Source organism: Halobaculum gomorrense (assembly GCF_900129775.1).
GTDB lineage: Archaea > Halobacteriota > Halobacteria > Halobacteriales > Haloferacaceae > Halobaculum > Halobaculum gomorrense.
The window spans coordinates 381,431-406,241 of sequence record NZ_FQWV01000003.1; the positions used below are offsets into that span (position 1 = coordinate 381,431).

Annotated in this window: 26 protein-coding genes; 17 read left to right on the forward strand and 9 right to left on the reverse strand. The window is 68.7% G+C overall.

The annotated features are described in order from the left end of the window. Positions 1-179: 179 nt before the first annotated feature. Complete coding sequence (locus BUE16_RS08020; RefSeq protein WP_234972357.1) at positions 180-2,201, reverse strand: sensor histidine kinase; 2,022 nt, start codon at positions 2,199-2,201, stop codon at positions 180-182. A 12-nt stretch (positions 2,202-2,213) separates the two neighbouring features. Then, the gene (locus BUE16_RS17205) at positions 2,214-2,447 is read right to left on the reverse strand and encodes a response regulator (RefSeq protein ID WP_234972358.1); all 234 of its coding nucleotides are present in this window, start codon (positions 2,445-2,447) and stop codon (positions 2,214-2,216) included. A 250-nt stretch (positions 2,448-2,697) separates the two neighbouring features. On the opposite strand from BUE16_RS17205, the gene BUE16_RS08025 reads away from it, so the two are divergent. From BUE16_RS08025 to BUE16_RS08040, 4 genes are all read left to right on the forward strand, one after another. After that, entirely contained in the window at positions 2,698-3,966 is a 1,269-nt protein-coding gene (locus BUE16_RS08025) for an acyl-CoA dehydrogenase family protein (RefSeq protein WP_073308341.1), read from the forward strand. Then, complete coding sequence (locus BUE16_RS08030) at positions 3,966-5,261, forward strand: alkaline phosphatase family protein (protein ID WP_073308342.1); 1,296 nt, start codon at positions 3,966-3,968, stop codon at positions 5,259-5,261. Before BUE16_RS08025 ends, BUE16_RS08030 begins: the two co-directional genes overlap by 1 nt. A gap of 161 nt (positions 5,262-5,422) precedes the next feature. Next, on the forward strand, positions 5,423-6,826 hold the full coding sequence (locus BUE16_RS08035) for a hypothetical protein (RefSeq protein WP_143165393.1): 1,404 nt from the start codon (positions 5,423-5,425) through the stop codon (positions 6,824-6,826). After that, the gene (locus BUE16_RS08040) at positions 6,823-7,410 is read left to right on the forward strand and encodes an adenylyltransferase/cytidyltransferase family protein (RefSeq protein ID WP_073308346.1); all 588 of its coding nucleotides are present in this window, start codon (positions 6,823-6,825) and stop codon (positions 7,408-7,410) included. The genes BUE16_RS08035 and BUE16_RS08040 overlap by 4 nt, the downstream gene beginning before the upstream one ends. Before the next feature lie 95 nt (positions 7,411-7,505). Here the strand turns inward: BUE16_RS08040 and BUE16_RS08045 are convergent, their stop codons facing one another. The 4 genes from BUE16_RS08045 to BUE16_RS08060 all read right to left on the reverse strand — a co-directional run bounded on the left by BUE16_RS08045 (position 7,506) and on the right by BUE16_RS08060 (position 10,720). Next, positions 7,506-8,204, reverse strand: a complete 699-nt coding sequence (locus BUE16_RS08045) for a 2-oxo acid dehydrogenase subunit E2 (RefSeq protein ID WP_079991555.1) — start codon at positions 8,202-8,204, stop codon at positions 7,506-7,508. Between the two features lie 136 nt (positions 8,205-8,340). Continuing rightward, complete coding sequence (locus BUE16_RS08050; RefSeq protein WP_079991556.1) at positions 8,341-8,673, reverse strand: lipoyl domain-containing protein; 333 nt, start codon at positions 8,671-8,673, stop codon at positions 8,341-8,343. Then, positions 8,670-9,695, reverse strand: coding sequence for an alpha-ketoacid dehydrogenase subunit beta (locus BUE16_RS08055; RefSeq protein WP_073308351.1), 1,026 nt, complete (start codon positions 9,693-9,695; stop codon positions 8,670-8,672). The genes BUE16_RS08050 and BUE16_RS08055 overlap by 4 nt, the downstream gene beginning before the upstream one ends. After that, positions 9,695-10,720, reverse strand: a complete 1,026-nt coding sequence (locus BUE16_RS08060) for a thiamine pyrophosphate-dependent enzyme (RefSeq protein WP_073308353.1) — start codon at positions 10,718-10,720, stop codon at positions 9,695-9,697. The genes BUE16_RS08055 and BUE16_RS08060 overlap by 1 nt, the downstream gene beginning before the upstream one ends. A gap of 365 nt (positions 10,721-11,085) precedes the next feature. Between BUE16_RS08060 and BUE16_RS08065 the strand changes: the two genes are divergently transcribed. The 6 genes from BUE16_RS08065 (at position 11,086) to BUE16_RS08090 (ending at position 15,273) form a co-directional block, all read left to right on the forward strand. After that, complete coding sequence (locus BUE16_RS08065; RefSeq protein WP_073308355.1) at positions 11,086-11,901, forward strand: sugar phosphate isomerase/epimerase family protein; 816 nt, start codon at positions 11,086-11,088, stop codon at positions 11,899-11,901. 2 nt (positions 11,902-11,903) lie between these two features. After that, positions 11,904-12,239: a hypothetical protein gene (locus BUE16_RS08070; RefSeq protein ID WP_073308357.1), complete on the forward strand. Its 336-nt coding sequence runs from the start codon at positions 11,904-11,906 to the stop codon at positions 12,237-12,239. A gap of 229 nt (positions 12,240-12,468) precedes the next feature. Next, complete coding sequence (fer, locus tag BUE16_RS08075) at positions 12,469-13,236, forward strand: ferredoxin Fer (protein WP_073308360.1); 768 nt, start codon at positions 12,469-12,471, stop codon at positions 13,234-13,236. A gap of 11 nt (positions 13,237-13,247) precedes the next feature. Continuing rightward, positions 13,248-13,460, forward strand: a complete 213-nt coding sequence (locus BUE16_RS08080; RefSeq protein WP_073308362.1) for a hypothetical protein — start codon at positions 13,248-13,250, stop codon at positions 13,458-13,460. A 60-nt stretch (positions 13,461-13,520) separates the two neighbouring features. Further along, the gene (locus BUE16_RS08085; protein WP_073308364.1) at positions 13,521-14,441 is read left to right on the forward strand and encodes a PKD domain-containing protein; all 921 of its coding nucleotides are present in this window, start codon (positions 13,521-13,523) and stop codon (positions 14,439-14,441) included. 418 nt (positions 14,442-14,859) lie between these two features. Beyond that, positions 14,860-15,273, forward strand: a complete 414-nt coding sequence (locus BUE16_RS08090) for a type IV pilin (RefSeq protein ID WP_073308366.1) — start codon at positions 14,860-14,862, stop codon at positions 15,271-15,273. A gap of 162 nt (positions 15,274-15,435) precedes the next feature. Here BUE16_RS08090 and BUE16_RS08095 read toward each other — a convergent pair whose 3' ends face one another. Next, entirely contained in the window at positions 15,436-15,996 is a 561-nt protein-coding gene (locus tag BUE16_RS08095) for a right-handed parallel beta-helix repeat-containing protein (protein ID WP_321166970.1), read from the reverse strand. Between BUE16_RS08095 and BUE16_RS08100 the strand changes: the two genes are divergently transcribed. Continuing rightward, positions 15,880-17,169, forward strand: coding sequence for a hypothetical protein (locus BUE16_RS08100; RefSeq protein WP_234972368.1), 1,290 nt, complete (start codon positions 15,880-15,882; stop codon positions 17,167-17,169). The two genes, BUE16_RS08095 and BUE16_RS08100, sit on opposite strands and share 117 nt — an antisense overlap. Continuing rightward, positions 17,169-17,384, forward strand: a complete 216-nt coding sequence (locus BUE16_RS08105; protein WP_073308373.1) for a hypothetical protein — start codon at positions 17,169-17,171, stop codon at positions 17,382-17,384. Before BUE16_RS08100 ends, BUE16_RS08105 begins: the two co-directional genes overlap by 1 nt. A gap of 364 nt (positions 17,385-17,748) precedes the next feature. On the opposite strand, the gene BUE16_RS08110 is transcribed toward BUE16_RS08105, so the two are convergent. Both BUE16_RS08110 and BUE16_RS08115 read right to left on the reverse strand, forming a co-directional pair. After that, positions 17,749-17,955, reverse strand: a complete 207-nt coding sequence (locus BUE16_RS08110) for a hypothetical protein (protein ID WP_073308375.1) — start codon at positions 17,953-17,955, stop codon at positions 17,749-17,751. A 292-nt stretch (positions 17,956-18,247) separates the two neighbouring features. Beyond that, entirely contained in the window at positions 18,248-19,147 is a 900-nt protein-coding gene (locus tag BUE16_RS08115) for a DMT family transporter (protein ID WP_159435750.1), read from the reverse strand. A gap of 285 nt (positions 19,148-19,432) precedes the next feature. Here BUE16_RS08115 and BUE16_RS08120 point away from each other — a divergent pair, with 285 nt between their 5' ends. The 5 genes from BUE16_RS08120 (at position 19,433) to BUE16_RS08140 (ending at position 24,761) form a co-directional block, all read left to right on the forward strand. Then, a complete protein-coding gene (locus BUE16_RS08120; protein WP_073308379.1) occupies positions 19,433-19,918 on the forward strand; it encodes an Lrp/AsnC family transcriptional regulator in 486 nt (161 codons plus the stop codon). Between the two features lie 164 nt (positions 19,919-20,082). Then, on the forward strand, positions 20,083-20,646 hold the full coding sequence (locus BUE16_RS08125; RefSeq protein WP_073308381.1) for a gluconate 2-dehydrogenase subunit 3 family protein: 564 nt from the start codon (positions 20,083-20,085) through the stop codon (positions 20,644-20,646). Next, entirely contained in the window at positions 20,646-22,244 is a 1,599-nt protein-coding gene (locus tag BUE16_RS08130; RefSeq protein ID WP_200778397.1) for a GMC family oxidoreductase, read from the forward strand. The genes BUE16_RS08125 and BUE16_RS08130 overlap by 1 nt, the downstream gene beginning before the upstream one ends. A 92-nt stretch (positions 22,245-22,336) precedes the next feature. Next, a complete protein-coding gene (locus tag BUE16_RS08135) occupies positions 22,337-23,518 on the forward strand; it encodes an alpha-1 4-glucan-protein synthase (RefSeq protein WP_073308383.1) in 1,182 nt (393 codons plus the stop codon). After that, positions 23,511-24,761: an extracellular solute-binding protein gene (locus tag BUE16_RS08140; RefSeq protein ID WP_079991559.1), complete on the forward strand. Its 1,251-nt coding sequence runs from the start codon at positions 23,511-23,513 to the stop codon at positions 24,759-24,761. The genes BUE16_RS08135 and BUE16_RS08140 overlap by 8 nt, the downstream gene beginning before the upstream one ends. Positions 24,762-24,811 lie beyond the last annotated feature (50 nt).

The following is a 24,811-nucleotide window of genomic DNA, read 5'->3' on the forward strand; positions in this document are numbered from 1 at the left end:
GGACTAGCCGGCGGAGCCGTCGGCGTCCTCTCAGGATGTGTGAGCACAGTTGGACCCTCGGCGACGCCGGGAGCTGACTCGAACACCGACTGGCCGATGTTCGGCGCGGGTCGCCTGCGCTCGGGAGAGATTCCCTCGGCGGCCGCTCTACGGTCCGCATGCTGGGGAGCCCTCCGTGGTCATGTACCATCGATGGCACCATGGAACTCGAATCGTGCACCGCCCTCGACACTTTCCGCGAGGGAAGCCGTCCAGCCGTGTGCGTCAGCGATGCGGTTGACTATCGTGAGACCGATTCCGCTCCCCCCATACCCCGTGGTGAAGCCGTGCTCGAAGACCGCATCGCGCCGTTCGGGAGCGATCCCTTCGCCGGTGTCCTCGACGTAAAATCCGGTGTCAAGCGGCCCCACCCGAACAGTCACACCTTCGCCACCGTGACCGACAGCGTTCCGAAACAGATTCTCGAACAGCGATTGGAGTTGACTCCGGTCACCGGTCACCGTACACGGTTCCGTCGAAAGCGTCCCGGATCGCGTATCGAGCAGGTCCCATGCGTCACGGGCGACCCCCGGGAGCGAAACCGGTTCGCGTTCGTCGTCCGTCGTTCCGTGTCGTGCGAGCGCAGTGAGATCCGTTATGACTTCCTCGATTCGCGTGAGCGCTCGGTCTATCGTCTCCAGATTCGATTCGGCTTCAGTTTCTCGATAGAGTTCGAGGTTACCCGACGCCACAGATAACGGATTTCGGAGGTCGTGTGTGACCATACTGGCGAACTGTTCGAGCCGCTCGTTCCGTTCGGCAAGTGCGTCTTCCCGGTCCCGTACTGCTTGCTTCTGTTCGATCTGACGAAATGCGGCGACGATATTGACCGCGAGGAGTTCGCCGATCGTTTCCTCTTGATTATCGAATTTCGACGGCGTCGGTGAGCTAGCGATCAGGAGGCCGTACTCGCCAAGCGGCAGATATAATTCGCTTCGCAGTCCCGTCTCCGGGTTGTACGCATCCGGGTCGGCAGTGACATCGGCGATCGCGACCGGGGACCCCTCGGAATAGACACGCCAGCAGATGCCCTCCCCTCGATTCAATGTCGGGAGTTCGCCGACGATGTCCCGGATCTCCGTCGTGCTGGCAGCCGGAACAAGCCCATCGACTTCAGAATCAAACAGGTGGATCGCACATGCTCGAAGGTCGAGGACGTCCCGAGCCGCCTCCACCCCGGCCTCGGCTACCTCCTCTATTGTCCCGGCAGCTAATAGCTGGGTGATGGTCTGATTGAGGTTCTCCAGTCGCTGCTCGCGTCGATTCCGTTGTGTGATATCCGTCGAAACCCCGAAGACGCCCTCGATGTCGCCGGCGTCGTTTCTCGTAGGGACTTTGAGCGAGAGGAATATCTGCTCGAGGCCGTCGACAATGACTCGTTCCTCGACCTCGAGGGGGTCCCCCGAGTCGAGCACGCGCTGATCGTTCTCGCGGAAACTGGCCGCCACGTCTTCCGGGTGGATCTCCGAAGCAGTCCGGCCTACGAGTTCCTCACTCCGCAGATCGAACAATCGTTCGTACTCGGCGTTTACAAACACATACCGGCCGTCCTCGTCTTTCAGATACATCAACGCGGCCGTGTTCTCCAAGATGAGTTCGAGCCGCCTGCTGGCCTCACGGAGATCAGAGAGTACGTGTGTACGGTCGAGATGCGCAGTAGTTAATTGGAGAACCGTCTCGATGAGTTCCTGTTCCTCGGGGAGAAATAGATCTCCCTCGGTCTCAGCGATCGGCGGATCCACATAGCCGACTGTAAGCTCAAGTTCCGTACCGGCGACTGTCACATCGTGAGCCGTCAGACTGGACGCGGGAGAGTCGTAAGACGGTGACCGAAACGTCTCATCGTCCACACGGAGTCGTGCGACGGCTTTGTCCGGATACTGTACGGACTGCGGGAGGTATTCGACGATCTGCTGGAGCGGTTTCGTCGAAGCCTCCTGGCTCTCAGACAGGAGTGTACTGATCGCCTGGATGGTAGTGAGCTCTTTCAGTCGTTCGTTGAGTTGGTGTTCGGTCTGGTACTCGGCGACGGCGTGACGTATTCTCGTGGCGAGTAGGTCGTATTGTTCTGTGCCCCGCTTTTGGAGATAATCCGTGACGCCGGCGGAGATGGCTCGGCTGGCGATCTCTTCGGAGCCCCGCCCTGTGAACAGGATGAACAACAGATTGGGGTGCTAGTCACGCACTGACGCGAGGAATTCGAGCCCAGTTTGCTCCGGCATCTCGTGATCGCTGACGATACAGTGGATAGTCTGCGACGCGAGGTGATCGTTCGCTTCGGCTATCCGTGTCGCGGTGTGGATCGTCGCTGAGGGAAGTTTTCGTCCGAGAAACGTCGCCGTGAGTTCCAGAAAATCTGCGTCGTCATCGACGCAGAGAATGTGTATGGTATCGCGTGTGGGAATCAAAACAAATGGGTTGTGGTATACAACTCAAGAGTACACAGCTCCAGGGAACGCTCGAACCGGGTACTCAGTCGTGCGGAATTCATCTCCAGTGGTCGACGGACGGGCTCCCCGAATTTATACCCCTCTGTGGAGGTCACCGAATTAACTCGCACTGTCGCGTGCGCGGCAAGAACCCTCCGGTCAGCACGTGAACCGGCGAACGGGTCCGGACGAGCCAACACTTATTCGTCGGTATGCGAATCGCTACCGTATGTCAACGTTTCCCGAGGACGACGCGCTCGCCGGCGAGTTCGCGGTCCCCGACGACGTACAGCCGGTCGTCGACAGGGTGATAGCGTTCATCGAAGAGGAGGTGCTGCCGTACGAAGAGGCGCACGCCGACCACGTCGGCGGTCCGCTGGACTACCTCGACGACGACGGCCTCATGAAGCCCGAGACGCGGGCGATGCAAGCGGAGATACGGAAGCGAAGCGCCGACGAGGGGCTGTACGCGCTGCACCTCCCCGAGGAGGTCGGCGGCGGTGGCCTCACGAACCGCGAGCACTTCTACGTGCAGGAGGCGGTGTTCCGCTACGGGACGGGCCACGGGTCGAGCGTCGCCCGCGCGATGATGGCGTGGACCGAGGGCCCTTCACCCGCGCTGTTACACCTCGACGAGGACCAGCGGGAGGAGTGGCTCCGCCCGCTCGTCGAGGGGCGAGAGACGGCCTGCATCGGCATCACCGAGCCGGGCGCCGGATCCGATGTGACGGCCGTCTCGACGACCGCCGAGCGCGACGGCGACGGCTGGGTGCTCAACGGCGACAAGCGGTACATCACGAACGGGCCGTTCGCGGACACCGCGCAAATCCTCGCGACGGTGGAGGGAGCGGAGGGACCGCCCCACGAGACGATGGGAATGTTCCTCGTCGACACCGACAACCCCGGCTACGAGGTGGGCCAGCCGAACCTGAACATCATGATGGACGGCATCACCTCGGACGTGCATCTGCGCGACTGCCGGGTCGACGGCGACCAGTTGGTCGGCGAGGTGGGCGACGGGCTCCCGCTGGCGCTGTCGTGGGTGAACTGGCGGCGGGCCGGCCGGGCCGGGATGTGCGCCGGGATGGGGCGGTACCTCCTCGACCGGATGCTCACGTACGCGAAAGACCGCGAGACGTTCGGCGAACCCATCGGAACCAATCAGGCAGTGCAGTGGCCCATCGTCGAGACGGCGACGGAGATCCACGCCGTCCGCGAGTTTGGGACGGCGCTGCTCGGCGCCTACGACGCGGAGGCAAACCTCCACGACCTCCACCAGCCGACGACCGCGCGCCGGAAGCTGTCGATGCTGAAGTACTACCCCGAGGACCGGCTGTTCGACTGGGCCGACCGCGCGATCCAGGTGCTCGGCGGCTACGGGCTGATGCGCGCGGGCGGCGTCGAGCGCGTGTTCCGGGTCGCCCGAAACCTCCGGATCCCCGCGGGGACGACGGAGATCCAGAAGCGCACGATCGCGAAGACGCTCGGACTCGAGTGATGCGGGGGACCGACCGCTCTATCCTGCTGCTCCTGCTCGACGGCGCGGCCGACCGGCCGGCGGCGACGCTGGACGGCCGGACCCCGCTGGAGGCGGCCGAGACGCCGAACCTCGACCGGATCGCGACGGCGGGGATCAACGGGACGATGCACGTCGCGGACCCGGGCGTCCCGCTGTCGAGCGACCTCGCGCACACCCGGCTGTTCGGCTACGACCCCGCAGAGGTGCCCGGGCGGGGCGTGCTGGAGGCGCGAGGGTTCGGCCGCGAGCCGCCCGCGGGCAGCGTCGTCTGCTCGGCGGCGTTCGCGTCGGTGGACCCCGAGACCGGAACGCGGGTCGCAGACCGCCACCTCGATGCCGACGCCGTTGACTTCCCCGCGCTCTCGGAGCGTCCCGGCGTCGCTACCGTCGACGTGCCGGTCGTCGAAGGCTGCACCGCGACGTTCGAATACACGTGGAAGAACCGTGGTTTGGTGACGATTACTGCGGACACGGTGGTGTCGGCGTCCGTCACCGACGTGGACCCCTTCGAGGAGGACCTGCCGGTCATCGCGAGCGAGCCGACGCGGGACGCCGACGACCGGGCTGCCGCCCGTCGGACGGCCGACGCGCTGCGGGCGTATACGCGCGCGACGCGGTCGGCGCTGGCCGACGAGCCCGGACCCGCCGACGTGGTGCTCTCGAAGTGGGCCGCAACGCCGACTCGAGTCGAATCGTTCAGCCAGCGTCACGGCCTGGAAGCGGCGAGCGTGACGCCCAAGCCGGTGTTGACGGGGCTCGCGCGGACCCTCGGAATGGCCCACGTCGCGCCCCTGGAGGGGTACGACGCTCGGGCGGAGTGCGCGCTCGACGCGCTCGGGGACCACGAGTTCGTCCACGTCCATTACCCGGAGCCGGACGAAGTGTCTCACGCAGCCGGCCCGGCCGAAAAGCGCGACGAACTGGCGACCGTCGACGCGTCGCTCGCGCCGGTCGTCGACCGGGCGCTGAGCGACCCCGAGTTGGTCACCGTCGTCACCGCCGATCACACCACGCCGAGCGCGGAGGACGTGGTCCACTCCGGCGAGCCGGTGCCGGTGACGATGGTCGCCGAGCCCGTCCGCGTCGACAAAGTAGAGTCGGTCGGCGAGCGCCCCGCCGCCCGGGGCGGGTTCCGGGACGTGCGCGGCCGGGAGCTGTTGAAGACAGTGCGGGCGGCCGCGGACCGCGTCATGCTCGACGGCCTCCGCCGGACGCCGGCGGTCCGGGACTACCCGACGACGGAGGTGACGCCGCTGTGGCCCCGCGAGGAGTGACCCGGCGCCGCGCCGTCGCCGACGGCGGACGCGACCGCGACGGGGCCGACACCGGCGATAGTGACCGCGAACGGGGTCCGGCAGCCCCGGCGAGAACGCCCGGGATCGGCGCCAATCCACGTCGGTGCGGCTGTGCCGGGAAAACGCCGCTCGACAGGGTGGTGTTCCCGGCGCGCGAGCGGATCGCGACCGCACTCGCGGACACGAGCGTTCGCCTCGGACCAGCGACAGACGCCGCCGTGGTGCCGAGCGGCCGCGACGGGACAGTGAGCGACATCGAGCGACACACCGATGTCGTCGCCCTCGGGAAGTCGACGCCCGCGGTGCCGTTCACCGCCGACGACGGCGACGGGACCGTGGACCGCGACGCACGCCCGATCGTGACGCTCGCGTGCGCGTTCGTCGGCGACGACCTCGCCGACCCGGACGGGCTCGGCGACGCGCTGGCGACGGCCTACGCCGCCCTCGACGGTCCGGAGGTGACGATCGGGAAGGGCCACGCGGTGCAGCTGCCCGGACACCGCGGCGGCCTCCTCTGGCTGGAACACCTCCGATCGGCGAACGACGACGGCGACGGCCCGGCCGACGGGACCGACAGTACGATCGACGGGAGCGACGGTGACAGTCGCGGTGACAGCCGCAGCGGCGGCAGCGACCCCGGAGCGGCCGGCACCGGCACCGGCCTCGTGAGGTCCGTCGCCGCCAACGTCGACGCGGTCCACGCGTTCCCGGACCTCTTGCCCCCCGAGCAGGCACGGATCGCCGCGCTCAACGCCTGGAACGACGCGTACGCACGAGGAGCGACGGCGGAGCGCACCGTCCGACCGGTAGTCGCCGCGCCCGCCGGGGTCGACCCGCCGGCGGCGCGTGCGACGGCCTGGTACCGCGCCGGCGTCCCGCGCGAGGCGGAGGTGGTGCCCGCGTCGGTGATCGCCCACGGAGGCGAGGGGTGGGTCCTCGGCGCGAGCGTCATCGCCCGCGGGAGCGTCAACCCGACCGCGCCGCCGCTGCCCGACGACTGCTGCGCGCTCGTGACGCGGCCGCTCGGCGGGCTGGCGGCGTTCGCGCTCGGCAGCCTCGACGGCGACCGCGGCCTCCGCGAACTGGGGCGCGACCGGCTCGCTCGGGACGCGCTGCCCGTGGCGGAGGCGCTGGCCGCGTGCCGACCGAGTCCGGGCGAGGCGTTCGATCCGGCGCGGCACCTGGCTCGCGTCACCGACGTGTCGGGCGAGGGGGTCGGGGGCGTCGGCCGCCTGGTCGCCAGCGAGGGGCGGTCGCTTCGGCTTGACCGACTCCCGGTGCTTCCGGCGGTCGCCGACGCGGTCGCCGGATGGTGGACGCTGCCCGACGTGACCGTTGAGACGAACGGGCCCTTCGCCGCGATCGGAACCCCGGAGGCGCTGGCGCGCGTGACCGACCGGCTTCGGGGCGTCGAGGGCGCCGACCCCGTCCGACTCGGGCCGGTCGATCGCGGCGACGCGCCGATACGCGACGCCACCGACGGCGACACGTCCCGGCTCGTCGAGGCGGCCGCGCGCTGGCCGGCAGCGGGGGAGCGGCGATGACCGTCGGTCACGTCCACGGCCGCTTCCAGCCGTTCCACGACGGCCACCTCACGTACTGCGAGTGGGCCGCCGGTGAGTGCGACGAGCTGATCGTCGGGATCACCAACGCCGACCCCTCCCACGTCGCCCACGAGGCCGCCGACCCGGACCGCGACGACCCGCGGAACAACCCCTTCGGCTACCACGAGCGCCACCGGATGGTGACGGCCGCCCTCGGCGCCGCGGACCTCGGCGTGCCCGTGCGGGTGCTCCCGTTCCCGATCAACCGACCGGAGCTGTGGGAGCACTACGCGCCAGCGGACGCGCTGCACCTCCTGCGGGTGCTGGAACCGTGGCACGAGGTGAAGGCGGACAGACTGCGCGAGCACGGCCGCGCGGTGCGGACCGTCGAGGCCGACCGGACGGTGAGCGGAACGGCGATCCGCGAGTCGATGGCGGCGGGCGACGACCGGTGTGGGGAACGGACCGACGCTGCGGGCAACGGGGAGGCAGGGAACTGGCGCGAGGCGGTCCCGAACGCGGTCGCGGCCGTCGTCGACGACGTCGACGGCGCGGCGCGCGTGCGGTCGCTGGACGGCGAATAGCGGTCGCTTGGCGGTAGTAGGTCGCCGCGAGCGCGCTGCGCGACGCGCTCGACCCGACGGGATGAGTGGGGCGAACGCGGAGCCGGCGCTCGCGGTCACCCCCCGAACAGTCCGTCCGGGTCCTCGATCACGCTCGCGAGCGTCCGGAGGAACCGCCCCGCGTCGGCGCCGTCGACGACGCGGTGGTCGAAGCTGAGATCCAGCGGGAGGTGCCGGCGGAACGCAACGCCGGATTCGCCTGCGTCGGTCCCGCTGGCGTCGCCGGCTCCGTCGCCTCCCCCGGCGCGGACCGCCCGCTCTCGCACGGCGTTCACGCCCAGTATGGCCACCTGCGGGGGATTGATAATCGGCGTGAACGAGTCCACCCCGAGCGGCCCGAGGTTCGAGACGGTGAACGTCCCGCCGCCGAGGTCGGCGGTGTCGTAATCGCCCGCGAGCACGCGGTCGACGAGCGCGGTCCGGCGTCGGTGGACCGCCGCGACCGACAGCGAGCCAACGTCCGCGAGGACGGGCGCGACGAGGCCCTGGTCGAGATCGACGCCGTAGCCGAGGTTGTGCTCCTCGTACACGCGGTGGGTTCCGTCTTCGAAGGTGGCGTTGAACGACGGGTTTCGGTCCAGCGTCGCCGAGACCGCGACCAGCAGCGCGTCCGACAGCGAGAGGTCGAGGCCGTGGCGGTCGCCGGCGGCGTCCACCTCGTCGAACAGCGCCTCGGCGTCGACGACGCGCGTCGCCGTGACGTGGACCGCCTCGCTGTAGCTCTCGTGGAGCCGGCGGGCGATCGTCCGCCGCATCGGGCTCGGAGTGCGTTCCTCGGCGACGGTGCGTGTCGCCGGTTCGTCTCTCGGTGCGTCGGCCGCGCCGCCGCCGTTCGTGCGGGCGGCGCGGCCTGCAGAACGGTCGGGAGGGTGAGAGGGATTCACGCCACGATCACCCCTCCGGCTCCACGTACGCGAGCGCGTCGCCGCGGTCGAACTCGCCGTCCTCGTCGACGACGACCTCCGCCAGCGTTCCCGTCGCCGGCGCGGGCACGTCCACGTCGACCTTCTCGACTTGGAACTCGGCGATGCGGTCGCCCTCGGCGACGTGACTGCCCTCCGGGACGAACCAGTTGAGCAGCAGGCCCACCTCGTCGTCTGTGTCGCCGGGCCACAGCGCCCCGCTGTCGACGGGGACGCGGCCGCCCTCGGCGCCGGCCACGGGGTTCGCGTCGCCGTCCGAGTCGGCGTCGGCCTCGGAGTCCGTCGCGTTCGCGTCGCTCATTCGCCGACCGAGCGGACCGCCTCGGCCACGTCGTCGGTACCGGGGATCACCGCGTCCTCCATCGGGCGGGAGTACGGGATCGGCACGTCGGGGACGGCGACGCGCTCGACCGCCTCCAGCGAGTCCAGATCCGCCTCAGCGACACTGGAGATGATCTCGCCAGTGACGCCGTACGACCGGTAGTCCTCGTCCACGACGACGAGTCGACCGGTTTTCCGGACCGACTCCAACACCGTCTCGCGGTCGAGCGGCTTCAGCGTCCGGAGGTCGATCACCTCCGTCTCGATCCCCTCGTCTGCGAGCATCTCGGCGGCCTCCAGCGCCCGGTGGACGTGCAGGCCGAGCGTGACGACCGTCACGTCGTCGCCCTCGCGCTTCACGTCGGCCTTGCCGAACGGGATGGTGTAGTCCTCCTTGGGGACGGGCGTCTTCGGCCCGTCGGGTGCGGGCAGCCAGCCGATCCCCATCAGCCGCTTGTGGAACATGTAGACGACCGGATCGTCGTCGCGGATGGCATTGTGCATCAGCCCCTTGGCGTCGTACGCCGTCGAGGGAGCGACCACCTTCATGCCGGGGAGGTGCGCGAACGTCCCGTAGAGCGTCTGGGAGTGCTGGGCGGCGTCGTTGTACGTGCCGCCGACCGCGGTGGTGAGCACCATCGGGACGCTGAACGATCCCCCGCTCATGTAGGTGTTCTTCGCCATCTGGTTGTAGATCTGGTCCATGGCGACGCCGAAGAAGTCGACGAACATCAGCTCGGCAATCGGCCGCATCCCGGCCTGTGCGGCGCCGACAGCCGCGCCGAGGTACGCCGTCTCGCTGATGGGCACGTCCATCACGCGGTCGCGCCCGAACTCGTCGAGCAGCCCCGTGGTCGAGTCGAAGATGCCGCCGTAGTCGGCGACGTCCTCGCCCATGTAGAACACCTCCTCGTCCGCGCGCATCTCGTGGGCGACCGCCTCGACCATCGCGTCGCTCATCGTCGCGGTCCGACCGACGGCCTCCTGCTCGGGCGTGCTCATCAGTCGTCACCCCCGGCGGCCGCCCCGGAATCAGCGAACTCCGGCTCCTCGCTGGTCACGCCCTCGGGCGGGTTCGTGAACGCGTGGTCGTGGGCCGCCTCCGGCTCCGGAAGCGGCTGCTGTTTGGCCCACGTGACCGCCTCGTCGACTCGGTTCGCAGCGCGGTCACGGATCTCCTCCAGCTCTTGGTCATCGATCCCGAACTCCCGCATATCCGCTGCGAGTCGGTCGATTGAGTCGCGTGCGGCCGCGCGTTCTTGGTCTTCCTCAGGTCGGTACGTCTCGGGGTCGCCCATGAAGTGACCCATCCGACGGTGGACTTGGACCTCTAGGAGGGTCGGGCCGTTGCCGTCGCGGGCGCGGCCGACCGCCTCGCCGCCGGCCTCGTAGACCGCGCGGGCGTCGTCGCTATCGACGCGGACGCCGTGCATGTCGAACCCGTCCGCGCGCTTAGAGCCGTCGTCGGGCCGCGTGACGCGCTCTTTCGGCATGCTGATCGCCCAGTCGTTGTCCTCGACGACGAACACGACCGGCAGGTCGTGGACGCTCGCGAGGTTGAGTGATTCGAGGAAGCCGCCCTGGTCGATCGCTCCCTCGCCGAGGTACGCGACGGCGACGCTGTCGGTGTTGCGCTTCTTCGCTGCCAGTCCGGCGCCCACCGCGGGCGGGCAGCCCTCGGCGATGATGCCGCTGCACGCGAAGTTCACGTCCGGGTCGAACAGGTGCATGTGTCCCCCCTTCCCGGAGCAGAGACCGGTCTCCCGGCCGAAGATCTCCGCGGTCATCCGCTTCAGGTCGACTCTCTTCGCGATGGCGACGTGGTGCGGGCGGTGCGGCGCCGTGACCGTGTCGTCGTCGCGGAGGTGGTGACACACCCCAACCGCGGCCGCCTCCTGGCCGGCCGCGAGGTGCAGTTCACCGGGGATCTCTCCCGTACTGATGTCGAATCCGGGTCGTTTCCCCTCCATGTACTCGTCCTGAAGGCGCTCCTCGTACAGGCGCGCCGTCACCATGTCCTCGTACATCCGTCGCAGCTGGTCCGGGCTTGCAGTTGTCATGGCCCGCGTTACCTATTCACGTACCAGCATATCAAGTTGACTGAAGGTTGTCACCTGATGCCCACGCCTCGACCGGTACGCGTCTGATGGCGACCACTCGGGGCCGAGTACGGCCCGCGAAGCGGCGCCGTTGCCGGCCACTGTAATCGGGGCGGCGACCGGGTCACCAACCCGGAAACAAACGAGCGAACGCGCGACAAGGAACCGAGGACCGAACGGAGCAAACCGCCAACTACCCTTTTTGTGGATCGTGTCGGTGTATAACGTGTCACACAGATATTGTGTGTGACGCACCGCGATGCGGCGCGAACGAATCGGAGAGTGACGACACCATGCCACCGAAACGACGAGACGTACTCAAGGCGACGGGTGGAACAGTCGCGCTCGGCGTGGGCGCCGCCGAAGCCGATTCGGCGCTCGATGCGGATGGCGACCGAGCAGTAGAACCGAGCCAGCAGCAGCAACAAGCGGCCGACGTGAATCTGATCGCCTCCTACTGGGCGCACGCGGGCAACGTGAAGCCGTTCACGAGTCGCGAGTGGAGTCCGTGGGATCTAGAGAACCGGGTCGAGATGCTGGCCGAGGTCGGGTTCGACGGGATCGGGCTCTACCACGCCGACCTCCAGCACATGATCGAAGCGGAGGGTCGGACCTTGGAGGGGATCGGGCGAACGATCCGCGAAGCCGGCCTCGACATCATCGAGTTGGAGTTCCTCGTGAACTGGCTCCTCCCCGAGGACGACCCGCGGCGGCAGGCCGAACAGGAGACGCGCCAGCTCCTGTTTGACGCCGCCGACGCGATGGACGCCCGGTACATCAAGATCGGGAACATCAACGGCTACCCGATCGAGACCGACGCGCTCGCGGAGCGATTCGCGCAGATCTGCGAGGAGGCCGCCGCCGTCGACACGCTGATCGGGATGGAGATCCTCCCGCCGGACCCGAACTCGCAGACGATCGATCAGGCGTTGGAGTGGGTCTTCCCCCCGGAGAACGGCGGGCTCTTCCTCGACACCTGGCACATCACCAACATCGAGACGATCTCGGACAACGACGTGGCGTCGCTCCAACCGGGCGACGTCGCCGCCGTCGAGATCGACGACGGCTTCACCGATACCGGTCGGGGGGGTTCGTCGAGAATACGGTGAACATGCGACGCGTGCCCGGATACGGCGATTTCGACGTTTCGAGGTTCGTCGAGGCGGTCCGCGCGTCCGGCTTCCAAGGGCCGTGGGGCAACGAGATCCTCTCGGAGGAGTACCGCCGCCGCGGCATGGAGAGCGCCTACAGACACACCGACGAGGGCGCGCTGTCCGTGTTGACCGGCGGCGCCCCCGACGACGGTGACAGCGACGGTGACGACGGCGGCACCGAGACGCCGGAGGGAACGCCGGCGGGGGCGCCCACCGATGCCCCCAACGGAACGACGATCCGAACCCCGAACGGAACCACTACCGACTCACCGGCCGGGACGCCAGACACCTGAACGATCCCATCCGATACTCGACGCACGGCGGGCGAAAACGGGTTCGCCGTCCCCCGTGGAGGGGGCGAGCGGCGGCGGAACCCTCTGACATTTTATCCGTTCCGCACCCACTCCCCACAGAGTACAGCACCCGTGCGCGTATTTCTGCATCGGGGTTGTGTGTCAGCTATGCAACAGCAGACGGCGGTCCGGGGAAGGCCATATACCTCGCTCTCCCCTACGACGCATCGTGGATTCTCCGTACGACGTGCTGGGGCTCGACGCCGACGCCGACGACGCGGAGGTCGAACAGGCGTACCGGCGCCGCGTGAAGGAAGCCCACCCGGATCGCGGCGGCTCCGCCGAGGAGTTCCAGCGCGTCCGCGAGGCGTACGAGGTCGTCGTGTCCGGTCGGGCGGCGCCCCCGACGGCCGAACCGGACGAGGCCGACGGCCCAATCGACGAGTGGGGGACGGACGCGCCGCCGACGGCGCGCAACGGGGCGCGAGCGGACGCCGCGGGCCGCGCCGGTGGCACCGCCGCCTCCGGAGCACGCGGGTCGGGCCAGACCGGCGCGGACGGTTCGGCGCAGACGACGACTCGGGTCGAGTACCTGAACTACGAGGTCGTCGCGGACCACGGCTGGGAGGTCGACGACCCGGACCTCTTCGAGACCGCGGCGGGCGCCGACCTCGACCACGAGGACTACGGGCTGTTCCTCGCCGAACCCGGGGAGACGCTGCTGGAGGCGGCCGAAGCCCGGGGGTTCGCCTGGCCGTTCGCCTGCCGAGGCGGCGCGTGCGCGAACTGCGCCGTCGCCGTCGTCGACGGCGAGCTAGACAGCACCGTCGACAACGTCCTCACCGACGACCTCGTCGACCGCGGCTTCCGGCTCTCGTGTATTGGGCGGCCCGTCACCGAGGAGCTTCGGGTGATCTACAACGTCAAGCACCTGCCCGGACTGGACGACCTTCGCCTCCCGGCCGATCGGTTCGAGCGCGCGCGGGCGGACTACTGAGCTCCCTCAGAATGCACTCGCGTACACGCCTCTGTCGGAGGTATCGACTGGGCGAGTCCGCCGACGAGGCCGCCGGCCGGCGCCGCGATGGGGCCGGCACCGACGAGGCCCGCGAGCGACGCGACGACGCCGAGCGCGCCGACGGCGTAGGCGACGACGAGTACCCGTTCATCGGCGACGAGTGGGACATCGGCGCCTCGACGACCACCGTCGACTGGAAGTGAGCGGACAACCGCACAGACGGGGGTGCCTACCGCGGCCTCGATTCGCTCTCGGGGACGATCGTGATCCGCCCGCGCTACAACGAGCGAGCGCCCTCGTGGGGCACGTGGAACTACTCCGGGAGCGAGGAGCACCGGATCACCGACTGCGTGCTCTACGGCGGCGACGGGACGGAGCGGTCGCTCGCGCTCGACCGGCGCGTGTTCGTCCACGCCGGGAGTTGCGTCGAGTCAGACGTGAGCGCGTCGCTGGAAGCGCCCGAGGACCCGGCGGCCGGCGAGAACATCACCCTCGATGCGAGCGCGACGACCGCCGCGGACACGGTCGCCGGCTACGAGTGGGACCTCGACGCCGACGGCGAGGTCGACGCGGTCACCGAGGATCCGACCGTGAGTCACGCGTTCGCCGAGGAGCGGGAGTACACCGTGCGCGTGACGGCGTTCGACACGTACGGGAACGGCGACGCCGCCGAGGTGTCGTTCGTCGTCGGGGAGCCGTACGCCCCGGACGCGACGCTCTCGGCGTCGCCGTCGACGGTCACAGTGAACCAGTCGCTCACGCTCGACGCCAGCGGGTCGACCGATAACGGGACGATCGTCCGCTACGACTGGGACCTCGACGGCGACGGTGCGGTCGACGCGAACACCACCGAACCGACGCTCACCACGGCCTTCGAGTCGGCCGGCGAGCGGGAGGTGACCGTCACCGCCGAGACCGTGTCCGTCCCGCCGGGGACGAGCACGCGGGTGACGTTCACCAGGCGGATCGCCTCGGGTGGCGAATACAACGCCACCGTCGGCAATCAGACGATCGCGATCGCGGTTCGGCCGACGAGCGCGACGCACGCGGGTGAGGAGGCTGGCGAGGGCTCATCCAGCACCGTGGCGAACGCGCCGGGGTTCCGCGCACTCACGGCGGTGCTCGCGCTGGCCGGCGCCGCGGCGCTGCTTGCCCGCATCAGCCGGCGAGGCGAGCGGGAGTGAAGTACCGCGGGGCTTGTCCCCGCGGCTTCACCGTCCCGCCCGCACGTCCCAAAACGGGCCGTGCTATCGTAGGCGAACGTACTTCCCCTCGACCGTCCCGAGATGGGTCGGCTGGAATTCACCCCCGAACGCCCGGTGCGACCGTGAAGGTCGGCGGCTCAACCCCGCCCGACTCCCGGCCTGCGTGCTCATTCTGTCGTCCGACCGAGTCGCGTCGCGTGCGCAGTAACAGGGGCGTGGTCCGGGGAGGAACGAGCGGAGACGAGCCGTGTCCCCCGACCGGCTGATCCGTAGAAGTGTAAGACTGAGACCAGGTACAAAGCCGCTACTGTTAATAATCTCGCCAACTTAAGAAGTAACACGACATATCGTCGGGTCCATACTCGATCGGGCCGACGCTGTGGGAGCACGATACTAAATGGATATCACGCAACTGTTCGACGAGGAGGACCGCGCCGTTTCCCCGGTGATCGGTGTCATCCTGATGGTCGCCATCACGGTGATCCTCGCGGCGGTCATCGGTTCGTTCGTTCTCGGGTTGGGGAACAGTCTCCAATCGACTGCGCCAACCGCGAACTTCCAGTTCGAGTACGAGACTGTCGCGGGCAACAACACGGTCACCGCCACGCACACCGGCGGCGATTCGATCCCCGAGAGTCAGCTGAATCTGACCGCCGGGACGAACACGACGGAGTCGTGGAGTGATGATCCCGTCACCGCCGGGGTGTCCGCACAGGTGAACTACTCGACCGGGGACACCGTCCGCGTGATCTGGTCGTCCGAGGACGGCGGGACGACACAGACGCTCGCTGCAGAGGAGACGCCGAACTGATCCGGTCTCAGGTTCATAACACAGTTCTCTCGAGACTTCGTGTCCTGTTCACCTGATCGACAAGCGGTACCCTCGCGGTTCTCACTGATCGAGGCTACCACTGGGTGCTTGCGTCAGTAAGCGATCAAAAAAAGCCGAATCGCGAGTGGAGGGCCGAGTTCGTCAGCAGGTGTTGTCGCGCACGTCGTTCCCCTCGACGCCGAGTCGGACCTGCATGTCGCGGTTCGCGTTGCGACAGACGGTGTTGTTGTAGACCGCGTTGCCGGTGGAGGCCTTGATGTCGAAGCCGTCGTCGCCGTTGTCCCGGAGGACGTTGCGGTCCGACTCGCGGAGGAAGACCCCGTCGTCGACGTTGTCGTGAGCGACGTTCGAGACCAGCCTGTTGTCGACGCCGCTGTCGAGGTCGACCCCGTCGTCGCCGTTTCGAGTGAGGGTGTTGTTCGTCAGCACGTTCCCAGAGCCGAACACGTAGTTCCCGTCGTCGGCGTTTCCGGTGAGCCGGTTGGCGGAGACGTTCGTCGCCCAGGTGGACGAGAGCGCGATGCCGTCGTCCGTGCTGCCGGAGACGGTATTACCGATGACGGTCCCGCCGGAGGCGTTAACGAGGTGAATGCCATCGGTGGCGCCCGAGACGACGTCCCCCAAGATTCGGGTCACGTTCTGCCCGCGGATGAACACTCCCTCGTAGCGATTCTCCGTGATCCGATTGTCTGCGACGATCACGGACGGCCCATCCGGAACCGATTCCGCCGGTGTGAACAGGCCGCCGAGCCCGCTGAGCCCGCCATCGCCGAGGAGCGGGAGCAGCCAAGATGGCGCCGCCGGGCGCTCGATCGGGTCGGCGTCGTCGGGAACCCGATCGTCGCGCACGACGGCGCAGCGGGCTCGACGCTCACGATCCGCAACTGCCACTTCTACAACGACTCCGACGGCGACATCGTCCGCGACAAGACCGGCGGCGACATCGAGGTGACCGTTGAGAACTGTACGTTCCAGGGCTCCGGCAGCGACCGAATCGAGCCCGACTACCACGGGAACGGCATCGTCGACGGCGCCCCGGAGTTCCCGCTGCCCTCGGACGTCACCGGCTACGCGGTCTCCGACGAGATCGACGGCATCGAGCCGGGCGTCGGCCCGTGGGGCGACGGCTCGGTGTCCGTCGACTCAGACCCCGTCGGGTACGACCACACGCTGGTCCTCCACGCCGACGCGGACAACCCGCACTCGGACGGCGCCGAGTCGGGCGATTTCGACATGGACATCGTGGTGACTGGGGACGCGACGCTCGGAGACGAAGTCGAACCCGACTCCGACACCATCACCACGACCAGCGACGGGAACACGCTGATCGAGATCCAAGACCTCCAGCCGGACGAGCTGGACTCGTTCCGCTTCAACGGTGAGGTGGTCGACTACGTCGTCGACGACGGGTACGGCTACGCCGTCTCGCTGGACGGGACGACGACAACCTTCGAGGACATCGTGAACGGGACGGTGACGAGCGACGACACCACCGCGTCCGACGGCGAGACGACGACGACGGAGACCTCGACTCAGACGACGACGGACAGCACCACCGACACGACGACCGCAGACGGGAGCACGACCGACAGCGGCTCCACCGCCGACCTGAGCAAGCGCGTCGTGGTCGACGGCGCGGACGACGGGTCGCCGACGAACTACACGTTCACCGTCTCCGGCGAGGTCGTCCGCGACACCGAAGCGAGCAACCGGACGTCCGACGGGACCGACTGGGACCGCGTCGAGGACTTCGCGAGCGACGGGAAGGTCATCGGTCTCGTGGGCACCGGCGTCGACGCGTACCGCTTCAGCGGGAACATCACCGCCGTCACCGTCGACGGCGAAGCGACGTTCGCCGTCGAGCGGGGGCTGTAATGCGCCAGCTATCAGATGACTGGCGAGAGCTTCCCCCGAACCCGGACCCGCTCGACGACCTGGGGTACGATCTCGCCGAGTTGGACTTCATCCCCACATCGACCAGCGGCGGAGCGGAGGTGCTCGTCCTCCCGACCGACGACGACATGCTCCGCGAGGACGCGTTCCTCGTCGTCGACAAAGCGAGCGTCGTCGACCTCACGGACCGGGCCTGACGCGAGGTTCCCGCGCGGACGGTCCGGCGTCGTCACCGCTCCGCGCCGGGGTGATCCGGACGCGAGTCCATCGCGTACACCTCGATCACGTCCGGCGTGATCCGCACCCAGTGATCTCACACTTCGAATGAGATCGTGGTACTCGGGGGCACCGCGAGCGCGTTCAGTGCGTCGGCGTCGATCGATTCGTGGAGGACCGACGGCTGCTCGTGGGGGTCGACCCCGAGGCGCGCGAACAGCAAGGAGGAGCTGTTCGGTGGGCGTGAGCCACCGGCTGCGCGGGTCGACGGCGTCCGGAGATCGCTGGGTGAAACTCGGGAGTAGCACGGGTAGAGTCTGGACGTGACCGTCCTCGAATCGACGGTTACTGTCGTTCTGCCGGGCGCTGGGGCGCGCCAGGGGACTCCCACGGGGGCTCGCAGAGCACCGCCACCTGCTGCAGCGCGGTCCGCACGTGATAGCGCGTCTCCTCGGACTCGGCGGTCGCGAGCGCGCGGTGGAGCGACCGCTCGAGCTTCGCGAGTCCCGCAGCGCCGGGATCGTGCCCGGAAACCCGGTTTGAGGTGTCCATACGGGGTGGTGGCGATTCGGCCCCTAACTTATACCCCCGCTTCGTGCGCCCGCCTCGGACATCGGTCTCCCTACCCGCTCCGTCGGCTAAAATCGACCGAACAGGGGGGCGAGCGCGAGCGCGAACGCTGGCGGCCCTTGCAGTCCCGACCGGGGCCGGTGCGAGCGGGCCGCGCCCGCGTCGCGATCTCGTCGACGTACGGCGGTCGTGCGTTCGGTACGGGCAGCCGTACTCGCCGGTAACGTGACGATTCGACGGCGACCGGCCCGGAGTACCGCTGCCGAACGCTCGGTTACGAGAGGGTCGTCCTGAGCCGACCGACGGCGTCGCCGGCAGCGACGCGGAGCGCGTGCCCCTCGACGAGCGCGAACCCACCGAGCACCAACGCGAAGCCGAGCGCGGCTCCCGGCGTCGGCACGTAGCCAAAGAGGGCGAACGCCAGCCCGGCGGCCGCCATCGGTTCGAGATAGCCGACCAGCGTGGTCCGCGTCGCACCCACCGAGTCCAGCAGGTGGAAATACAGGAGGAAGGCGATCACGCCGGGTCCGACGACGAGGAACGCGAGCGTCCCCAAGCCCGTGGCCGAGGCGGCCATTGCCTGCGGCTCGCCGAGCGCGCGGCTGCCGCCGTGGAGCAGCGCGGCGCCCGCGAGCATCCCCCAGCCTTGGAGCGCGGCCGCGGAGAGCGTCGTCGAGACCCGCCGCAATAGGAGCGTCCCGAGCGCAAACGCAACGGTCGCCCCGAACACGAGCAGCGCGCCGATCGCCGGGACGCCGGCCGCGGCGCCCGGGTTCGTCACGGCGACGACACCGAGGAACCCGGCCCCGACACCGACGTACTGGACGCCGCCGAGCTCCCCGCCGCCGAGGAATACGGGGGCCAACAGCGCCGTCACGACCGGCGAGAGGGCGACGATCGCCGACGCGACGGCGCCGGGGACCGACCCCTGGCCGACGTACAACAGCGCGTGATGCCCGAAGATGACGAACACCGCGACGGTCGCGACGGCCGTGAGGTCGCCGCGGGTTCGGGGGAGCGCGGGCCCGCCCCGCACGGCAGCGATCGCGAGCACGAGCGCACCAGCGAGGTCGTACCTGATCGCCGCGAACAACAGCGGCGGCCACTCCGTCACGCCGACCTCGATGGCGACGAACGAGCCGCCCCACAGGGTCGCAAGGAGAACGAATAACACGCGGTCAGTTGGCGCGTCTCTCCAAATAGATCGAATATTCATCGGTTCTAATTCCGAAGTGAGGCCTAAAGTTGATAAATACAACTACTCATTCGTAGTGTGTCGAGAGTTGTCTCTCACGAACCCACACGAGATTCGAACCAGAGTCGAACCAGAGTTGAATCGGAGTCGAACCGGAATCGACCGGTGGGCTGTCCGTCCGAGCGACCGTCGAGCTCGGGACCGTCGCGTCGGAGACTCGGTGAGAGCGGTTGGAACTATCTGCGGGGCGCCGGTAGGGCGGGTATGGACGAACGCGATATTCGCATCCTCAAGGCGATCGCGGACCTGGGAACCGGCAGCCCCGAGCGGATCACCGAGGAGACGGGGATCCCCGTCTCGACCGTCCACTACCGGCTGAACAACCTCCGTGAGGCCGGAGTGATCACCAACGACCTGTACGACCTGGATCTCGACGCACTCGGCCTGGGCGTGACGGTGCTCGTGGAGGTGCTCGCGGACTACGCGGGCGAACACGCCGACGTGGCGTCGACGATCACCGAGATCGAGGGGGTGACGACGCTGCTGTCGACGATGGGCGAGACGGACTTTGTCGCCGTCGCCCACCTCCCCGACGACAAGGCGGTCGGGCGGCTACTCCGCGAGTTCGAGCGGATCCCGGCCGTCGAGCGAACGAACTCCACGTACGTGATCGAGACGCTGTACGACGACGCGCGGGCGCTGTCGTCGTACTCCGTGGAGTCGCTCGTCAACGCGCTCGCCGACGAGTGAACGGTCACTCCGCACGGTCCCCCCATCACACCGCGCCACGATCACGCGGCGCTACCGCCGAACGGCGCCGCCTGCGCGCGGCGAACGGCCGGCCGTGAGGCACCACGGCGGCGACGGACGCAGAGCAAAACGCTCTTGTTTAGGCTGCCCTAATACGGCTCCGAATGGAGCTGTCACGCCGCGACGCCCTCGCCGCGCTGTCGGCCGCAGGCGTCGGTTCGATCGCCGGCTGTGCCGCGCCGACGGCGACCGGTCCCGACGGTGGCGAGTCGGCGGGAGGCGGGCGGGCGTCGGAGACGGCCTCCGTCGTCGGGGACCACGAACTGGAGACGCTCGTGGCCGTCGCGGAGGTCGTCTACCCCTCGGCGGTGTCGGGCGTCGACGACTTCGTGCGGACGTACACCGGCGGGCGCGTCGACGGAGCCGGTGACTACGCCGCCGGGGTCGCCGACGCGGTTGCAGTCCTCGACGACTACGCGACGGAGCTCTACGGGGGAGAGTACGCCACCCGCTCGCGCGAGGACCGCGCCGACGCGCTCGACTACATGAGCGTCGACGCCGTCGACCCCGACCCCGACGGCACCGACGCCCAGCGGGTCCGCCACTACGTCGTGAACGAGCTGCTGTACGCCCTCTACACCTCACCGACCGGCGCGTCCCTCGCCGGGCTGGAGAATCCCCCGGGGCACCCGGGCGGAACCGAGTCCTACCGGACGGGGCCCGAGTGATGAGCGGCGGCATCGACAGAACGCCGTCGCCGCGGGCGGACGTGTGCATCGTCGGCGCCGGGCCGGCGGGCGCGCTCGTGGCCGCGGCGCTGTCGTCGGCCGGGTACGACGTGGTCGTGCTCGACGCCGGCCCGCGGTTCGACCCCGAAGATCGGAACGATCGGATGGAGCGCTACCTCCGGCCCGGGATCGACGCGCCGGTGTGGGACACCGACCCCGAGCGCGACGCCTACACCAGCAGCGGCGACCGGTACTACCCCCTGAACGCCGCGCGGGTGAAGGGGATCGGCGGGAGCACGCTCCACTGGCAGGGGATGGTGATGCGGCTGCACGAGCAGGACTTCGCGCTCGCGTCGGCGACGGGCATGGCCGACGACTGGCCGCTCGACTACGACGACCTCCGGCCTTACTACGCCGCCGCCGAGGAGGAGCTGTCCGTCTCGGGCGCCTCGGACAACCCCTTCGCGCCGCCGCGGGAGCAGCCGCACCCGCTGCCGGCGTTCCCCCCGTCGTACTCGGACTCGCTGTTCGCAGAGGCGTGCGAGGCAGTCGGGCTCACGACCCACTCGGTGCCGAACGCGCGCAACTCCGAGCCGGCCGACGGGGCGAGCGCCTGCGTCGGGTACGGCACCTGCAAGCCCGTCTGTCCGTCCGGCGCGAAGTACGACGCGACCCGCCACGTCGACGCCGCGGAGGCGAACGGCGCGCGCGTCGTCGATCGGGCACCGGTCCAGCGGCTGGAGCACGACGCCGACGGCGACCGCGTCACCGCGGCGGTGTACGCGACGCCGGATGACACCGAGCACCGGCAGGCGGCCCGCGAGTTCGTCGTCGCCGCCGGCGGCGTGGAGACGCCGCGCCTGCTGCTGCTCTCGGAGAGCGAGGCGTATCCGAACGGCCTCGCGAACTCCTCGGGGCTCGTGGGTCGGTACTTCATGGATCACCTGTTCGCGGGGATGGGCGGCACGCTCGACGAGCCGACGCGCCAGAAGCACGTGGGCTTCAACACGACCGAGAGCCACCAGTTCTACAACCGGCCGGACGACTCCCGGACCGCGATCAAGCTGGAGTTCCTCAACTACGCGGGGCCGGCGCCCGCGGACATCGCGTTGACCGCAGACAGCTTCGGCGACGAGCTGTTGGCCGAGATCCGCGACGGCTACGGCCGACACATCGCGATGGGCGCGCTGGTCGAGCAGTTGCCGCGAAAGGAGAACCGGATCCGGCTGGACCCCTCCCGGACCGACGACCACGAGAACCCGGTGCCGGACGTGGTGTGGAGCCTCGACGACACGACGCGACGGACCATCGAGCGCGCCAACGAGATCCAGCGGGCGGTGCTCGCGGAGTTGGGGGTCGACATCGGCTGGACGGTCGGCCCCGAGAACACGGGACCCGCGTACCACCACATGGGGACGACTCGGATGGGAACCGACCCCGCCGAGAGCGTCGTGGACCCGCAGTTGCGGACCCACGATCTCGCAAACCTCACGCTCGCGGGTAGTTCCGTGTTCGTGACGGGCGGCGCGATGAACCCGACGCTCACGATCGCCGCGCTGTCGCTGAAGGCGGCCGACCACGTCGAGGAGCGACTGTGACTTCGTCCCGCCCCACCGATCCGACGCCCCCGATTTTGGCCGCCCGAAATATCGACACCCTTTAGGTCGGCCTAATTGATAGATGAGAACGAATGAGTGCACCGCAGGACATCTGTGTCGTCATCCCGACGATTCGGGAGTACGAGTGCGTTCGCGAGTACGTCGCGAACGCACGGAAGCACGGCTTCGACACCGACCGGCTGTTCTTCGTCCTCGTCACCGAGGACTTCTGTGACACCGACGCGATGGAGACCATGCTCGACGAGGAGGGCGTCGACGGCGCGGTCTTCGACGGCACCGCCCGCGAGGCGTGGTTCGCCGAGCACGACGCCGCGGAGTTCTCGCACCTGATCCCCGCCGCGAGCCACGCGCAGACCTCGTTCGGGCTGCTGTACCTGTGGGCCCACGATCGCTTCGAGTACGGCGTCTTCATCGACGACGACACGCTCCCGCACCCCGAGGAAGACTTCTTCGGGACGCACATGCGCAACCTCGCGCACGAGGGCGAGATCGAATCCGTCCGCTCGGACGAGTCGTGGGTGAACGTCCTCTACCAGTCGGACACCGACCTGTACCCCCGCGGCTACCCGTACGCCGCGATGGACGAGACCGTCGAGACCGACACCAAGCACGTCGATGAGGTCGTCGCCTCCCAGGGGCTGTGGACGAACGTCCCCGACCTCGACGCCGTTCGCATCCTCATGGACGGCGACCTGCAGGGACAGGCGCAGACCCTGACCGAGGCGTCGGACTTCGAGCGCGACTTCGTCGCCGCGTCGGGGCAGTACCTCACGGTCTGCTCGATGAACCTCGCGTTCCGCCGCGAGGTCGTGCCCGCGTTCTACCAGCTCCCGATGGACGACAACGAGTGGGAGGTGGGCCGCTTCGACGACATCTGGTCCGGGCTCTTCCTCAAGCGCGCCGCCGACGTGCTCGGCAAGCAGGTGTACAACGGCGGCCCGCTGTGCGAGCACAACAAGGCGCCCCGGTCGACGTTCGACGACCTCGCTAACGAGGTGGCGGGGCTGGAGCTGAACGAGCACGTCTGGGAGGTGCTCGACGGGGTCGCCGCCGACGCCGACTCCTTCGAGGCCGCGTTCGCGGAGATGGCCGAGGCGCTCGCGGAGGGCGACTTCGACGCATGGAACAACGGCGCGTTCCTCAACCACTGTGGCGAGTACATGCGCGACTGGCTCGACTGCCTCGACCGCGTCGAGGGCGCGGGGACGCGCGCGGCCGCCGCGGACGCCGCGGAGGTACCGGCCGATGACTGACGACGCAGGGAACGACAGGATGGCAGACAACACCAACATGACACACGACGACGACACGACGACGGGACGGCGGACGTATCGGCGACGGAAGGTGCTCGCGGGACTCGGCGCGGCCGGGATCGCTGGGCTCGCCGGGTGCGGCTCCAACGGCGAGAACGCGACTGCCGAGCCGTCGAGCGACGGCGGCACCGCCACCGAGACGAGCGGGAGCGAGGCCGTCGACGAAGCGTTCATCGAGGAGTTCCGCGGGTCGGGAGCGCTGGCGCAGAACCGCGACATCGGGGGAACGTCCATCGCAGAACTACCGAACCTCTCGGGGGATCTCACGATCTACCTCGGCGGCGGCGAGGGCGGCCTCTACCGCGACCTCATCGCTCGGTTCGAAAACATCTATCCCGACTTCTCGGCGCAGATACGCGCTTCCGGGACTGCCGACGCCGCGAACACGCTGATCAACGAGGGACCGGCGACGCCTGCGGACGTGTTCTGGTCGGTCGACGCCGGGTCGCTCGCCGCGGTCGCACAGCGGGGGCTCACCGCGACGCTTCCGTCGGCGGTGACCGAGCCGGTGCCGCTGGAGTTCCACCCGGAGGACCTGTGGGTCGGGATCGCCGGCCGGGCCCGCTCAGTGCCGTACAACACCGACGTTCTCACCGCCGAGGAGGTGCCCGAGAAGGTCATGGAGTTCCCGAATGCCGACGCGCTGAGCGGCCCGATGGGATGGGCACCCACCTACGGCGCGTTCCAGGCGTTCGTCACCGCGATGCGGGTGCTCTCCGGCGAGCAAGCCACTCGAGAGTGGCTCAACGGCATGCAGGAATCGAACGTCACCCAGTACTCCAACGAGTTCCTCGTCTCGAACGCGGTCGCGGACGGTGCACTCGACGCCGGCTTCGCGAACCACTACTACGCGCTCCGCGTGAAGGCCGCTCGGCCGAACGCGCCGATCGACCTCGCGTTCACGAGCGACGACGCCGGCGCGCTGATCAACGCCGCGGGCGCGGAAGTCATGCAGGCGAGCCAGAACAAGCAGCTCGGGTTCACGTTCATTCGACACCTGCTGTCGGCCGAGGCACAGGAGTTCTTCGCCACCCGGACGTACGCGTACCCGATGGTTCCGGGCGTGCCCCCGGTCGGCGGGCTGCCGACCATCGACGAACTGAACCCGCCGAGCTTCGATCTGACGAAGCTCTCGAACCTCGAACCGACTCTCCGACTCATGCGGGAGACGGGAGTCCTCTAAGACGAATGTGTGACGGAGGACGGTCGTGAGCGCCGACTCGAGCGAGCCGA

Excerpts from the sequence above, each read along its gene's own strand:
- BUE16_RS08025 (WP_073308341.1), top strand. The coding sequence starts at position 2,698 with ATGTCAACGTTTCCCGAGGACGACGCGCTCGCCGGCGAGTTCGCGGTC.
- BUE16_RS08065 (WP_073308355.1), top strand. The coding sequence starts at position 11,086 with ATGCCACCGAAACGACGAGACGTACTCAAGGCGACGGGTGGAACAGTC.
- BUE16_RS08070 (WP_073308357.1), top strand. The coding sequence starts at position 11,904 with ATGCGACGCGTGCCCGGATACGGCGATTTCGACGTTTCGAGGTTCGTC.
- BUE16_RS08140 (WP_079991559.1), top strand. The coding sequence starts at position 23,511 with ATGACTGACGACGCAGGGAACGACAGGATGGCAGACAACACCAACATG.
- BUE16_RS08130 (WP_200778397.1), top strand. The coding sequence starts at position 20,646 with ATGAGCGGCGGCATCGACAGAACGCCGTCGCCGCGGGCGGACGTGTGC.
- BUE16_RS08030 (WP_073308342.1), top strand. The coding sequence starts at position 3,966 with ATGCGGGGGACCGACCGCTCTATCCTGCTGCTCCTGCTCGACGGCGCG.
- BUE16_RS08090 (WP_073308366.1), top strand. The coding sequence starts at position 14,860 with ATGGATATCACGCAACTGTTCGACGAGGAGGACCGCGCCGTTTCCCCG.
- BUE16_RS08120 (WP_073308379.1), top strand. The coding sequence starts at position 19,433 with ATGGACGAACGCGATATTCGCATCCTCAAGGCGATCGCGGACCTGGGA.
- BUE16_RS08055 (WP_073308351.1), bottom strand. The coding sequence starts at position 9,695 with ATGAGCACGCCCGAGCAGGAGGCCGTCGGTCGGACCGCGACGATGAGC.
- BUE16_RS08045 (WP_079991555.1), bottom strand. The coding sequence starts at position 8,204 with ATGCGGCGGACGATCGCCCGCCGGCTCCACGAGAGCTACAGCGAGGCG.
- BUE16_RS08050 (WP_079991556.1), bottom strand. The coding sequence starts at position 8,673 with ATGAGCGACGCGAACGCGACGGACTCCGAGGCCGACGCCGACTCGGAC.
- BUE16_RS08125 (WP_073308381.1), top strand. The coding sequence starts at position 20,083 with ATGGAGCTGTCACGCCGCGACGCCCTCGCCGCGCTGTCGGCCGCAGGC.
- BUE16_RS08135 (WP_073308383.1), top strand. The coding sequence starts at position 22,337 with ATGAGTGCACCGCAGGACATCTGTGTCGTCATCCCGACGATTCGGGAG.
- BUE16_RS08060 (WP_073308353.1), bottom strand. The coding sequence starts at position 10,720 with ATGTACGAGGACATGGTGACGGCGCGCCTGTACGAGGAGCGCCTTCAG.
- BUE16_RS08040 (WP_073308346.1), top strand. The coding sequence starts at position 6,823 with ATGACCGTCGGTCACGTCCACGGCCGCTTCCAGCCGTTCCACGACGGC.
- BUE16_RS08110 (WP_073308375.1), bottom strand. The coding sequence starts at position 17,955 with ATGGACACCTCAAACCGGGTTTCCGGGCACGATCCCGGCGCTGCGGGA.
- BUE16_RS08080 (WP_073308362.1), top strand. The coding sequence starts at position 13,248 with ATGCACTCGCGTACACGCCTCTGTCGGAGGTATCGACTGGGCGAGTCC.
- BUE16_RS08105 (WP_073308373.1), top strand. The coding sequence starts at position 17,169 with ATGCGCCAGCTATCAGATGACTGGCGAGAGCTTCCCCCGAACCCGGAC.